The following is a 12,350-nucleotide window of genomic DNA, read 5'->3' as shown; positions in this document are numbered from 1 at the left end:
CCATCGCGCGCAGGTGCTGGCGCTGGAAGCCCGCCCCGCGCCAGCGGACATCGCCGCCGAATTCGCCCTGCGCCCGCGCGCCAGGCTGTTCTATTCCGAGATCCTGCATTTCGAGGATGAAATCCCGGTGCAGCTGGAGCAGCGCTATGTCTCGCCCGGCTTCGCCCCAGATTATCTGGCGCAGGATTTCACCCGCCAGACCCCGAACCGCTATCTGCAGACCATCTCCCCGCCGAGCGAGGTGGAGCATGTCATCCACGCCACCCTGGCCGATGCCAAGCTGCAAGCGCTGCTGCGCCTGGACCCCCAGGACGCCTGCCTCTGCCTGCTGCGCCGCACCTGGACCCCGGCCGGCCCCGCCACGCGCTCACTGCTTACCCATCCTGGCAGCCGCTACAGCCTGGGCAGCCGCTACAAGCTGGCGGATTTCCACGCCCGGCCAGGCTAATTCTTTAAAATCAAAAGTTTTTTGGGCCGCTTTTTTTCAAAAAAGCGGCGAACAACGTTTGGGTGTGGGCGACACAGGCGCCCCCGCCCCGCTTTTCAAACCGCCGCCGGACGCGTAAATTTCCAGGGAGCCGCGTTGGAGGCGGAGCCGTTTGGATCAAGACACGCTGTATCTCAGCGCCGGGCTGGGGGTTCTGGGCCTCGGCATACTGGCGCTCTGTATCGACCTCCTGGCCGGCCGCCGCCGGCAGACGGCCCCGGCCAGCGGCCCGCAGGATGATCTGCACGCCTTCCTGCGCGCCGCGCCGCCGATGAAGGTGGAGGCCACGCCGCGCCTCGTGCCACCGGCTGAGCCCGCCGCACCCGAACCCGAATCCCAGCCCGCCCCGGAAACCGGCTTCGCCTTCCGCCGCCACGCCACCCGCGCGGCCATGGCCCCCCAAGCTGCCACCGCGCCGCGCCTGGCAGGAATGGACCTCACCTCCATCCAGAACGAAATCCGCGCCGCGCTCGATTCGCTGGTCGCCTTGCCGCCACCCTCCCCCGTCACGCAAGGGGCGCAGCTGGTCTGGGCCGAGCCGGGGCGTCTGGCCGTGCTCTCCCTCGGCCAGGCCGAGCCAGAGGACGGGCTGGCGCTGCTGCGCGAGGCCGGCATCGTCGCCCTCATCGCGGCGCAGGGCCATCCTTTCACCGCCCCCGGCGCGCTGGAAATCCTCACCTTGCCCGCCAGCGCGGACGCCGCCGCCCCGCTCGCCGCCACCCTTCGCAGCCGCCTCGCCGCGGGCGAAAAACTGGCTTTCTTTACCGATGAAACCGGGCTGAGCGGGGCCGCCGCCACGCTCGCGGCGCGGCTCTCCAGCCGGCGGGCAAGTTAAGAACATGGGAGAACTTTGACCCCCCAATAAACATTTGCGAACCTAAAGCCCCAGCCGGCGCAGGAATTCAGGCACGCCGGCGCTAGCCGGCGCTTCGATCACATGGTCGAAATAACGCCCCCCGGTCGGCGCCGGGTTGATCTCATACAGCACGCAGCCGCGCCCGTTTCGCCGCGCCTCAGCCGCGAACCCGGCCGCCGGATACACCACCCCCGACGTGCCGATCGCGCAGAATACATCCGCCCGCGCCAGCGCCTCCAGAATCTCATCCATGAAATACGGGATCTCCCCGAACCAGACGATATCCGGGCGCATCGCCGCCGCGTCGCAGGCCGGGCAGATCGTCTCCACCCCGGACTCATTCAGCCACGGCCCCGCCGCACCGCATTCCGCGCAAAGCAGCCGGCGCAACTGGCCATGCATATGCAGCACATTCCGGCTGCCGGCCCGCTCATGCAGATCATCCACATTCTGCGTCACCAGCAGAAACTCACCCCGCCCGCGCCAGCCCTGTTCCAGCGCCGCCAGCGCCAGATGCCCCTCATTCGGCGCCACCTGGTTCAGCTGGGCCCGGCGCAGATTATAAAAGCGATGCACCAGCGCCGGATCCCGCAAGAACCCTTCCGGCGAGGCCACATCCTCGATGCTGTGATTTTCCCACAGCCCGTCCGCCGCGCGAAACGTGGCAATGCCTGAGTCCGCCGAGATCCCCGCCCCTGTCAGCACCACGATATTCACCGCCTGCCTCCTCGTCTGCGTCCTTTCACGCTATCAGGGCCGCAGCCTCATGCAAACCGCTTCCGCCCCGGCCGCGCATCCGATAAGAAGCTCTTGAAACCCGCCGAAACCATAAGCCCAATCAGCCAGCCGGGGCGCCGCAGAGCCGCCTTGCAAAGAACATCTACCTTCCTGACGTTTTTTCCTGTTTGCAGGGGATAATGCCCAAGCCGGACGAACTCCTCTTTGCCCTGAAGACCTTCACGGGCGCCATGCTCGCCTTCTTCATCTCCTGCTGGCTGGGGCTGGACAACCCGTACTGGTCGATGGCCACCGCCTTCATCGTCGCCAACCCCTATGCCGGGGCGATGCGCTCCAAGGCCGTCTATCGCTTCTTCGGCACGCTGATCGGCGGCACCGCGGCGGTGGTGCTGGTGCCCAACCTGGTCAACGCGCCGGTGCTGCTCTGCATCGCCATGGCGCTCTGGGTGGCGATGTGCCTCTATATCGCGCTGATGGACCGCAGCCCGCGCGCCTATACCTTCATGCTCTCGGGCTACACCGCCGGCATCATCGGCTTCCCCTCGGTCACCGATCCCAGCCATGTCTTCCAGACGGCGCTGACCCGCTGCGAGGAGATCACCCTCGGCATTGTCTGCACCACCATCATCGGCACCATCATCCTGCCGCGCTCGATCGGCCCGGTGCTGGCGCGGCGCATCAGCTCCTGGGTCAAGCCGGGGGTGGACTGGGCCAGCGCCGCGCTGGCGGGCGACGGTGAATCCCAGGCCGCGCGCGAGGCCCGCCGTCGTCTGGCCTTCGAGGCGACCGACACCGCGATGATGGTCTCCCAGCTCGCCTATGACGTCTCCAACATGCAATCGGCGGTGCGGCAGGTGACGAGGCTGCGCATGTATGTGATCAGCCTGATGCCGATCCTCAGCTCCATCGGCCAGCGCGTCGCCGAGCTGCGCCGGCTGGACGCGCTGACCCCGAAGCTGAAAACCGTGCTCGCCGCCACCGATCAATGGGTGCAGAGCGGCAAGGCGGATGGCGCCGATGCGCTGCTGCACGACATCCAGACGCTGGACCATGACACGCCGGACTGGGGCGGGCTGCTGCGCGCCAGCCTGGCGCTGCGGCTGGAGGAGCTGGTGCGCATCTCCAGCCATTCCCGGCAATTGCGCCGTTTCGTCACCGAAGGCGCACCGCCGCCCCCGGCCAGCCCGGCGCTGGATGCCGAATATATCGCCATCACCAAGCAGAACCGCGACCATAAGCTGGCCTTCCTCTCCGCCACCTCCGCCGCCGGCGCGGTGCTGCTGGTCTGCGCGCTCTGGATCGCCACCGGCTGGGCCTACGGCGCCGGGGCGGCGATCATGGTCGCCGTCGCCTGCTCCTTCTTCGCCGCGCAGGACGATCCCGCCCCGGCGATCGCGCAGATGCTGCGCAACGCCGTCATCGTCATCATCGGCATCTTCGTCTACAGCTTCGCCATCCTGCCCCGCGTGGTGGGGTTCGACGAGCTTTACCTGGTGCTGCTCCCCGCCGGGCTGATGACGGGCGTGCTGGTCTCGCGCCCCGCCACGTTCGGCACCGGCATGGTCATCGGCGCGGTCGGCGCGACCCAGCTTGGCCTTGGCAATGGCTATCACACCAGCTTCGTGCCGTTCGCGGACAGCTCCTTCAGCCTGATCGTCGGGCTGGGGTCGGCGCTGATCCTCACCCGCATCGTGCGCTCGGTCGGTGCCGCCTGGAGTGCGGAGCGGCTGATGCGCGCCAACTGGCGCGATGTCGCCGCCGCCGCGCAGGCCGCCCTCCCGCATGACCGCGCCGCCCTGACCGGCATCATGATGGACCGTCTGGGGCTGATGATGCCGCGCCTCGCCGCCGTGGCCAGCGGCGCCGATAGTGCCGCCTCCGGCGTGCTGGTGGATTTGCGCGTCGGCCTCAACATCATCGCCCTGCACCGCGAGCAATGGCGGCTGCCGCCCGAGGCACGGCGCTGCTGTGAACTGATCTTCGATGGCATCGCGGCGCATTATCAGGGCAATGCCCGCCAGCCCGCGCCGGACGCGCTGATGCACGCGCTGGACAGCGCGATGGCGGCGCTGATGCATGATGCCTTGGCCCACCGGGCCGCGCTGATGGTGCTCTCGGGCCTGCGCAGCGTGCTGTTTCCCGAGGCGGCACCTCCCATTTTCCAGACCCACAGCCAGGCATTGGTGGCAGAATGATCGGTGAAATCAACATTTACGGCGTGCTGTTTCCCCCGCTGCTGATCTGGATCGGCATCGCGCTGCTGCTCTCCGTGGCGCTGCGCCGCGGGCTTTCCGCCATCGGCGCCTACCGTTTCGTCTGGCATCGCCCGCTCTTCGATCTCTGCCTCCTGGTGCTGCTCACCGGGCTGGTCTGGCTGTTGACCTCGCATTTCCTTTCATCCCCCGGAGCCCCATGAAATCCGCAAATTTCGTCAGCCGTTTTCTCGTCACCCTGGTGGTTGTGGTGCTGGCCGGGCTCGTCGGCTGGCAGCTCTGGATCTATTATATGGACGATCCCTGGACGCGCGATGGCCGCGTGCGCGCGGATGTCGTCTCTCTCGCCCCTGACGTGACCGGCCCGGTGGTGCAGGTGTTCGTGCATGATAATGATTTCGTGCATACTGGCGAGCCTTTGTTCCAGATCGACCCGTCGCGTTTCAACCTGGCGATGGCGCAGGCCAAAGCCGCCCTCGCCCAGGCCCAGGCGGCGCAGGACAAAGCCAAGGCGACGATGCAGAACGCCCAGCAGAACGCCGCGCGCTACGCCGCCCTCTCCAACAACGCGGCCTCCGCGATCTCGCGCGACGACGCCAGCACCCAGTCCCGCGCGGCCGAAGCCGCCTACGCGCAAGCGCAGGCCGCCACCGCGGCGGCGCAGGCCAATCTCGATGTCGCCCAGCTCAACCTCACCCGCAGCACGGTGCGCGCGACGGTGAATGGGCGGGTGACGAATTTCTCGATGAGGCCCGGCGATTACGTCGCCGCCGGCAAGCCGGTGATCGCCATCGTCGATACGGACAGCTTCTATGTCGATGGCTATTTCGAGGAAACCAAGCTGCATCACATCCAGGTCGGCGACAAAGCCAGCGTCGAGCTGCTGCAGGGCGGCCCGCCGATCCTGGGCCATGTGCAAGGCTTCGCCTCCGGCATCACCGATAATGAACGTGTCGCCGCGCCCACATTGCTGGCGGATGTGAACCCCACCTTCACCTGGGTGCGGCTGGCGGCGCGTATTCCGGTACGCATCGCCATCGACAAGGTGCCGGCCGGCCTCCATCTCGTCGCCGGGCTGACCGCGACGGTGAGCGTGCAGCCGGAGAAACGCAAAAACTAGTTAAGATATGGGGGCTTTTTGAAAAAAGCCCCCATACCCCCAAAAACTTTTGCTCACTTAATTCTGGGCGTAGAGCACGCGCAGCACGACGAACCAGTTGTCCTTGTTGCCTTGCAGCCGGCCTTGCGCGTCAATGTGCAGATGCTCCAGCGTCACCGCGTCATCCACATTCCCCCCGATCACATCCACCTCCCCCGCCGCCACGCCGGTGACGATGCTGCAATGGGCGGGGAAATGATCCTTCGTGGGCAGATCATTATAAGTAAGGTCACGCGCGGCCCCGCGCGGAAAACACACCAGATCCCCCAGGCGCGGCGCATAATCCGCCGGGTTCTCCGCGATCAGCAACTTCCCCGGCCGATAAGGCCGCGCCGCATAATCTATATAAAAGGAGTGATCCGGCGCGTAGGGAAATTTCGGCCCCGCTCCGGCAATGCGCATCACATAAGAGATAAAGGCGGCCGACCACGCATAATCGCCATTCACCCGCACCGGGAAAACCCGCCCCTGGGCATCATGCTTGCCAGTCCAGCGCGCATCCGGCTCGCCGGCGTTCATCCCTTCCCACCAATATTCGCCGACGCGCTGCCACAGCCCCTGGGCGCGCTCGGGCATGGTGCCGGCCTGCTGCACATAGGGCACGTCGCCATCATCCACATGCTCGCCCCAGAGCCGCCATTCGCGCAGCGCGATGGCCACCGCGGCACTGCGCGAGAAGGCTTCATAAGGCTGGTTGGCAAAAGGCGGCGCATGGTTCTGCGGCGCGCAGGCGCCCAGCAGCGCCAGACTGAAAAAGGCGGCGAAACCGCCGCCTTTTTTTAAACCCATCCTCACGCGAGGTCGCTGAACATTCCGGTCAGCGCGCTCTCCGTCGCTTCGCACAACCCGCGCTCGGTGATCAGCCCGGTCACCAGCCGCGCCGGCGTCACATCGAAGGCCGGGTTGGCGGCGGGGCTGGAGGTCGGCACGATGCGCACCGTGGCGATCGAGCCATCCATCGCGCGCCCGGTCATCGTCGTCACTTCGGAAGCGGCCCGCTCCTCAATCGGGATTTCGGAAACCCCGTCGCGGATCGTCCAATCGATCGTGGAGGACGGCAGCGCCACCCAGAACGGCACGTTATTATCATGCGCCGCCAGCGCCTTCAGATAGGTGCCGATCTTGTTGCAGACATCGCCCTGGCGGGTGACGCGGTCGGTGCCGACAATCACCAGATCCACCTCGCCATGCTGCATATAATGCCCGCCGGCATTATCGGCGATGACGGTGTGTTTGACCCCATGTTTGCCAAGCTCCCAGGCGGTCAGCGAGGCGCCCTGGTTGCGCGGGCGGGTCTCCTCCACCCAGACATGCACGTCGATCCCGGCATCATGCGCCATATAGATCGGCGCCAGCGCCGTGCCCCAATCCACCGTGGCGATCCAGCCGGCATTGCAATGCGTCAGGATATTCACCCGTTTTCCGGATTTCGCCTTCTCCTCGATCAGCGCCAGACCGTTGCGGCCGATCGCCTCGTTCACCGCGACATCCTCATCGCAGATCTTCGCCGCTTCCGCGTAGGCGGCGGCTTCGCGCTTCGCCGGCTCCACGCTCTGCAATGCCGCCCCCATGCGCCGCAGCGCCCAGCGCAGATTGATCGCGGTCGGCCGGGTCGCGCCCAGCACCTCCAGCGCCTGCGCCAGCGCCGCATCGGCGGCATCATGGCGCATCGCCAGCGCCACGCCGTAGGCGGCCGAGGCGCCGATCAGCGGCGCGCCGCGCACCAGCATCGCCTTGATCGCATGCGCCATTTCCTCAAGCGTCGTCAGCCGGACCAGATCCACATTCCAGGGCAGCTTGGTCTGATCGATGATGCGGACAGACCAGCCATCGGTCTCGTCGACCCAGATCGAGCGATAGGGTGTGCCGTCAATTTTCATGGCGTTAAAAAATCCTAAAGTTCTAAGTGCTACAATTTTTGGTGCAAAGCGCAGACCAGGGTGAATAAGCGCCGCGCGGTGGGAAAATCAATCACCACCTTGCCGCCCAGCCGTTCGATCATCAGCTCGGCCCCTTCATTATGCAGCCCGCGCCGGCCCATATCGATCGCCTGGATGCGCGCCTCGCGCCCCTCCGCCACCGCCATCGCATAGGAATCCAGCAACATCTGGTAATCGCGGATCAGCATCTTGAACGGCCCCAGCGCCAGCAGTACCGCCTGCACCGGCGCATCCTGCGCATCGCGTACATCGAACACCAGCCGGCCTTCCTGGATGGAGAGATGCAGAATGCTCTGCAAATCCGGATGCCCGGGCAGGTGGAATTCATTTTCCTGCGCCAGGTCACGCACCGCCTGTTCGCGATCCGCCTGCTGCAGGGCCGAGATGCGGTGCAGGGCCTCGCCCTCGAGAACCACCTTGGTCAGCCTGCCGGTTGCATCCGTGCCTTGTGCATCCACCATGTCACCTGCTCGCCCCTTGGAAAGATTACGCGCTTCGTCTCGCTCTCTTGTTCCGTCACGTCTTACGCTTCGTCACGTCTTATGCTTCGTCACGCCTCACCCGTCGCCCGCTCCGCCGGGCGCTGCCCTGATCCAGGCCGGGCCATACGCGCTTATCCGTCGGGACCGAGCATAGCGATTCCGCGCGGCAACGACAAATGCGATCGTCCCCTCAAAGCCGCGCCGACGCGCCACACCCCTCGCCAAGACGCCATTGCCCGCCCGCCAACATGCCACACGCTCCGGAACGGCGCCGGACTGATCCGGTTTTGATTGATATTTTCTAAATCTTTTCGAAGCACGCAGCGCCGACGATCGATGGCGAAACCAGGAACACGGCGTGGCAAAATTGCGGCGCTGGGCCTCCACACTGTGGATGTCTTGCACATTGCTGTAAAAAAATGCGTCAGGACAGAAGTTTAGTGCTGCTTTTTGTTGACAGGCGCAGCGCGGAAGCTGAATAGCGAATCTTGCGTGCATTGCGCGATTCGCATCGCGCACCATGTCTGAATTTCGCGGTCAAGGAAACCGCACGCGGAACCAAAGAAGGACGGCCTACCCAGCCGTAGAACAAGACGTTTCTGTGCCGGACCACGACCACCCGGAACTCAATGATAACCTTGAACGCTAAGGAGCATGACCAGTGACCATCGAAGACAAGACCACCACTGAGCGCGCGCAGCCGATGGCCGTGCGCGCCACCGCGAAGAAGACCGCCGCCGTGAAGAAGACCGGCCGCGAAGAAGACCACCGCCGCCACCAAGAAGCCGGCCGTGAAGAAGACCACCGCCGCCGCCAAGAAGACGACCGCGAAGAAGACCACCGCAGCCGCCAAGAAGACGACCGCGAAGAAGACCACCGCCGCCGCCAAGAAGACGACCGCGAAGAAGACCACCGCCGCCACCAAGAAACCGGCCGCGAAGAAGACCACCGCAGCCGCCAAGAAGCCGGCCGTGAAGAAGACCACCGCAGCCGCCAAGAAGACGGCCGCGAAGAAGACCACCGCAGCCGCCAAGAAGCCGGCCGCGAAGAAGACCACCGCAGCCGCCAAGAAGCCGGCCGCCCCGCGCAAGCCGCGCGCCAAGGTAACGCCGCCGCCCGCGCCGGAAATGAATGATGTGTTCGCTGAAGAGACCATGGACATCGTGCCCTCGATCTCCGAGACCTTCGAGTAAGCCGCATCGGCCGACGCAATGCAAAACAGGCGCGCTCACCCGCGCCTGTTTTTTTATGCGCCCTTCGCCGCTACGCCCCCTGGGCCAGCCAATCCTCGATCAGCCGCCGCGCGATGGAATCATGCCCGGGCAGGCCAAAGCCCAAAGCCGCATGGTCGCGGATCTCCGCCCGGCTGAACCAGCGCGCATCGCGCATCTCATCCTCCTGCAGAACGATCTGTTCACTGATCGCCTCCGCCTGAAATCCCAGCATCAAGGAGGCCGGAAACGGCCAGGGCTGGCTGGAGTGATAAAACACCGCGCCGACGCGCACACCGGTTTCCTCGAACACTTCCCGGCGCACCGCATCTTCCAGGCTCTCGCCCGGCTCCACGAAGCCGGCGAGGGTGGAATACATATTCTTCTCCAGCGGAAACCGGTGCGACTGGCCAAGCAGCGCCTGGTCGCCGCGCGTCGCCAGCATGATCACAGCGGAATCCGTGCGCGGAAAATGCGCCGTGCCACAAGCCGCGCAAGCGAGCACCCAGCCGGCGCGCGCCGCCTGCATCGCGCCGCCACAGAGCGGACAGAATTTATGCGCACGGCGCCAGTTGAACATGCCACGCGCCGTCGCCAGCAAGGTGGCATCCAACTCTGGCAGCAACGCATTCACCCCGCGCAGCGGCACGAAATCCTCTTGCACCACCCCGTCCGGCAGTGCTTCGCCGGTCACGTCGCAGGCGAAATAGGCGATCCCCTCGGCCAGACCTAGGAACAGATCCGGCGTGCGGAACGGTGCGAGCAGCCGCGCACGCGGGGCCTCGTTGTCCTCCACCAGCACCTGGCCATCATGCAGCAGCACCACCCGGCTCGCCGCATCGGCCCCGGCGCGTTCCTGCCAGGCCGCGTCCTCGCGCAGCTGCGCGGCCCGGTCCAGCGCCCCGCCGCTATAATGATTCGGCTGATCTTTCATGGTAAAATCCATGCCTGCTCATGTGGCATGCCCCCTTTGCCCTGCCAAGCTTGCATCCAGACGCCGCACAGGCGATAATCGGCACGGGAGATCGGCGGCGGACATCGCGGCCCGCCAACCTGGTCAGGGCCGGAAGGCAGCAGCCACAACGGATTTCGCATGGGTCGTTGTCCGGTCTCCCACCTTCCTTTTGGCTACAAGGTCCGCGCCACACATGGGTATGTTCGACGACGATGCGCCAGACGCCCCGCCGCCGGGCCCCAACCTGTTCGGCGAGGAACCGGCGCAGGAAGCCCCCCAGGCCGCCGCCTACCGGGTGCTGGCCCGCAAATACCGCCCCACGACCTTCGCGGATCTGATCGGCCAGGACGCGCTGGTGCGCACCTTGCGCAACGCCTTCGCGATGAACCGCATCGCCCATGCCTTCATGCTCACCGGCGTGCGCGGTGTCGGCAAAACCACCACCGCGCGCATCCTCGCCCGCGCCCTCAACTGCACCGGCGCGGACGGCACCGGCGGGCCCACCCCGGACCCGTGCGGCGTCTGCGAGAATTGCAAAGCCATCTTGGCGGACCGCCACCCGGACGTGGTGGAGATGGACGCCGCCTCCAATACCGGCGTGGACGATGTCCGCGAGATCATCGAGGCGACGCGCTTCAAGCCGCTTTCGGCGCGCGTGAAAGTCTTCATCATCGATGAGGTGCACATGCTCTCCAAGGCGGCGTTCAACGCGCTGCTGAAAACCCTGGAGGAGCCGCCGCCGCATATCAAATTCGTGCTGGCCACCACGGAAATCCGCAAGGTGCCGATCACCGTGCTCTCACGCTGCCAGCGTTACGACCTCAAGCGCGTGCCGGTGGAGGTGCTCGCCGCGCATTTCACCCGCATCGCCGGCATCGAAAACGTCTCGATCTCCGAGGCCGCGATCACCCTCGTCGCCCGCGCCGCCGATGGCTCGGTGCGCGATGGTCTCTCCCTGCTCGACCAGGCCATCGCCCGCGGTGCGGAGGATGCCAGCGAAATCTCCGGCCCGATGGTGGCCGACATGCTGGGCCTCGCCGATCGCGGCTTTGTGTTCGATCTGATGGATGCGGTGGTGCAAGGCGACATCCAGGCCGCCCTGCGCATCTCCGATGAAAGCTATGAGCGCGGCGCCGATCCCGGCGTGCTGCTCTCGGACCTGCTCGGCCTCGCCCATCTGCTCACCAGGATGAAATCCGTGCCGTCCCTGGCCAAGAGCGGCGCCCTGCCGGAGATGGAGCGCACCCGCGGCGCCGCTTTGGCGGAGATGCTCTCCATCCCGTTCCTCGGCCGGCTCTGGCAGATGCTGCTCAAGGGGCTGCAGGAGGTCGAGGCCGCGCCGGACCGGCGCGCCGGTGCGGAAATGATCCTGATCCGCCTCTGCCACGTGGCCGATCTGCCGCCGCCGGGCGAGCTGGTGAAGAAACTCACCGAAAATCCCGGCGCCGCGCTGGGCGGCGCACCGGCCGGTGGCGGTGGTGGCGGTGCCCGGGCCGTGGCCAACGGCAACGTGGTGATGCAGGCTTCTGCCGCGCCCCGCGCGCTGACCTTCCTGGATGTCGTCGGCCTCGCCCAGGCCAAGCGCGATGTGATGCTCTACGCGCATCTGCGCCAATCCGTGCATCTGGTCCGCTTCGCCCCGCCGGTGATCGAGATGCGCCTGGCCGATGATCCGCGTATCCCGCGCGACCTCGTCGCCAAAATCTCGCGCATGCTGGAGGAGGAAACCGGCCGCCGCTGGACCATCGCCCTCTCCAATGAACGCGGCGATCCGACCATCGACGAGCAGGAAGGGGTGGCCACCGCCCAGGCCCGGGACGAGGCGCTGGCGCATCCGCTGGTGCAGGCGATTCTGGCGCATTTCCCCGGAACCAAGCTAGACACGCAAGACGCGCCGGAGCAGGAGCCGGAGCTGCCCGCCGACTGGGCCGCCCTGGTGCCGCCCGACGAACTCTATGAAGGAGACGAGTAAATGAAGAACCTTGCCGGCCTGATGAAGCAGGCCTCCCAGATGCAGCAGAAAATGGCCGACATGCAGGCCAAGCTGGAAGCCACCGAGATGGAAGGTGTCGCCGGCGCCGGCCTGGTGAAGGTCACCCTCTCCGGCAAGGGCGCGCTGAAGCGGGTGAAGATCGACCCGAAGCTGATCGACCCGGCCGAGGCCGAGATGCTGGAAGATCTGATCTCCGCCGCCCATGCCGATGCGAAATCCAAGATCGACGCGATCATGGAAGCCGAGACCAAGAGCGCCATGGGCGGTCTGCCGCTGCCGCCGGGCATGAAGCTGCCGTTCTAAACCGGTTACAGAA

General features: G+C 66.0%; 14 protein-coding genes and 1 other RNA gene. 9 read left to right on the top strand and 6 right to left on the bottom strand.

Features of this window, described 5'->3' with window-relative positions; all coding sequences use genetic code 11:
- Together MXAZACID_RS01490 and MXAZACID_RS01485 are read left to right on the top strand one after the other, a co-directional pair.
- Positions 1-448 (top strand): UTRA domain-containing protein (locus MXAZACID_RS01490; protein WP_008492241.1); only part of this gene is annotated, 448 nt, incomplete at its 5' end.
- Between the two features lie 151 nt (positions 449-599).
- Positions 600-1,322, top strand: coding sequence for a hypothetical protein (locus tag MXAZACID_RS01485; RefSeq protein WP_008492239.1), 723 nt, complete (start codon positions 600-602; stop codon positions 1,320-1,322).
- Positions 1,323-1,364: 42 nt separating this feature from the next.
- On the opposite strand, the gene MXAZACID_RS01480 is transcribed toward MXAZACID_RS01485, so the two are convergent.
- Positions 1,365-2,060 carry an NAD-dependent deacylase gene (locus MXAZACID_RS01480; protein ID WP_008492238.1) on the bottom strand — a complete coding sequence of 232 codons (696 nt, stop codon included), beginning with the start codon at positions 2,058-2,060 and terminating at the stop codon, positions 1,365-1,367.
- Positions 2,061-2,260: 200 nt separating this feature from the next.
- Between MXAZACID_RS01480 and MXAZACID_RS01475 the strand changes: the two genes are divergently transcribed.
- The 3 genes from MXAZACID_RS01475 to MXAZACID_RS01465 are packed head-to-tail and all read left to right on the top strand — an operon-like array spanning position 2,261 to position 5,414.
- Positions 2,261-4,276 (top strand): FUSC family protein, encoded by a 2,016-nt coding sequence (locus MXAZACID_RS01475; RefSeq protein WP_008492237.1) that lies wholly within the window; start codon positions 2,261-2,263, stop codon positions 4,274-4,276.
- Positions 4,273-4,497, top strand: a complete 225-nt coding sequence (locus tag MXAZACID_RS01470; protein ID WP_008492236.1) for a DUF1656 domain-containing protein — start codon at positions 4,273-4,275, stop codon at positions 4,495-4,497. Before MXAZACID_RS01475 ends, MXAZACID_RS01470 begins: the two co-directional genes overlap by 4 nt.
- On the top strand, positions 4,494-5,414 hold the full coding sequence (locus MXAZACID_RS01465) for an HlyD family secretion protein (RefSeq protein ID WP_008492235.1): 921 nt from the start codon (positions 4,494-4,496) through the stop codon (positions 5,412-5,414). The genes MXAZACID_RS01470 and MXAZACID_RS01465 overlap by 4 nt, the downstream gene beginning before the upstream one ends.
- 57 nt (positions 5,415-5,471) lie before the next feature.
- Here MXAZACID_RS01465 and MXAZACID_RS01460 read toward each other — a convergent pair whose 3' ends face one another.
- From MXAZACID_RS01460 to MXAZACID_RS18645, 4 genes are all read right to left on the bottom strand, one after another.
- Complete coding sequence (locus MXAZACID_RS01460) at positions 5,472-6,242, bottom strand: DUF2272 domain-containing protein (protein WP_008492234.1); 771 nt, start codon at positions 6,240-6,242, stop codon at positions 5,472-5,474.
- A gap of 2 nt (positions 6,243-6,244) precedes the next feature.
- Entirely contained in the window at positions 6,245-7,333 is a 1,089-nt protein-coding gene (gene mtnA / locus MXAZACID_RS01455; protein WP_008492233.1) for an S-methyl-5-thioribose-1-phosphate isomerase, read from the bottom strand.
- A 29-nt stretch (positions 7,334-7,362) separates the two neighbouring features.
- Positions 7,363-7,854 (bottom strand): UPF0262 family protein, encoded by a 492-nt coding sequence (locus MXAZACID_RS01450; protein ID WP_008492231.1) that lies wholly within the window; start codon positions 7,852-7,854, stop codon positions 7,363-7,365.
- 445 nt (positions 7,855-8,299) lie between these two features.
- On the bottom strand, positions 8,300-8,692 hold the full coding sequence (locus MXAZACID_RS18645) for a hypothetical protein (protein WP_205619718.1): 393 nt from the start codon (positions 8,690-8,692) through the stop codon (positions 8,300-8,302).
- Between MXAZACID_RS18645 and MXAZACID_RS01445 the strand changes: the two genes are divergently transcribed.
- Positions 8,667-9,068 carry a hypothetical protein gene (locus tag MXAZACID_RS01445; protein ID WP_008492230.1) on the top strand — a complete coding sequence of 134 codons (402 nt, stop codon included), beginning with the start codon at positions 8,667-8,669 and terminating at the stop codon, positions 9,066-9,068. The two genes, MXAZACID_RS18645 and MXAZACID_RS01445, sit on opposite strands and share 26 nt — an antisense overlap.
- Positions 9,069-9,138: 70 nt before the next feature.
- Here MXAZACID_RS01445 and nudC read toward each other — a convergent pair whose 3' ends face one another.
- Complete coding sequence (gene nudC, locus MXAZACID_RS01440; protein ID WP_039884857.1) at positions 9,139-10,020, bottom strand: NAD(+) diphosphatase; 882 nt, start codon at positions 10,018-10,020, stop codon at positions 9,139-9,141.
- 85 nt (positions 10,021-10,105) lie between these two features.
- On the opposite strand from nudC, the gene ffs reads away from it, so the two are divergent.
- The 3 genes from ffs (at position 10,106) to MXAZACID_RS01430 (ending at position 12,337) form a co-directional block, all read left to right on the top strand.
- Positions 10,106-10,204: signal recognition particle sRNA small type (gene ffs, locus MXAZACID_RS18115), an RNA gene on the top strand.
- A 36-nt stretch (positions 10,205-10,240) separates the two neighbouring features.
- Positions 10,241-12,013, top strand: coding sequence for a DNA polymerase III subunit gamma/tau (locus MXAZACID_RS01435; RefSeq protein WP_008492228.1), 1,773 nt, complete (start codon positions 10,241-10,243; stop codon positions 12,011-12,013).
- Positions 12,014-12,337, top strand: coding sequence for a YbaB/EbfC family nucleoid-associated protein (locus MXAZACID_RS01430; RefSeq protein WP_008492227.1), 324 nt, complete (start codon positions 12,014-12,016; stop codon positions 12,335-12,337).
- The last annotated feature ends 13 nt before the right edge of the window (positions 12,338-12,350 follow it).

This window comes from Acidocella sp. MX-AZ02, assembly GCF_000306035.1.
GTDB classification, from domain to species: domain Bacteria; phylum Pseudomonadota; class Alphaproteobacteria; order Acetobacterales; family Acetobacteraceae; genus Acidocella; species Acidocella facilis.
This window is presented reverse-complemented; position numbering and strand designations above follow the sequence as displayed.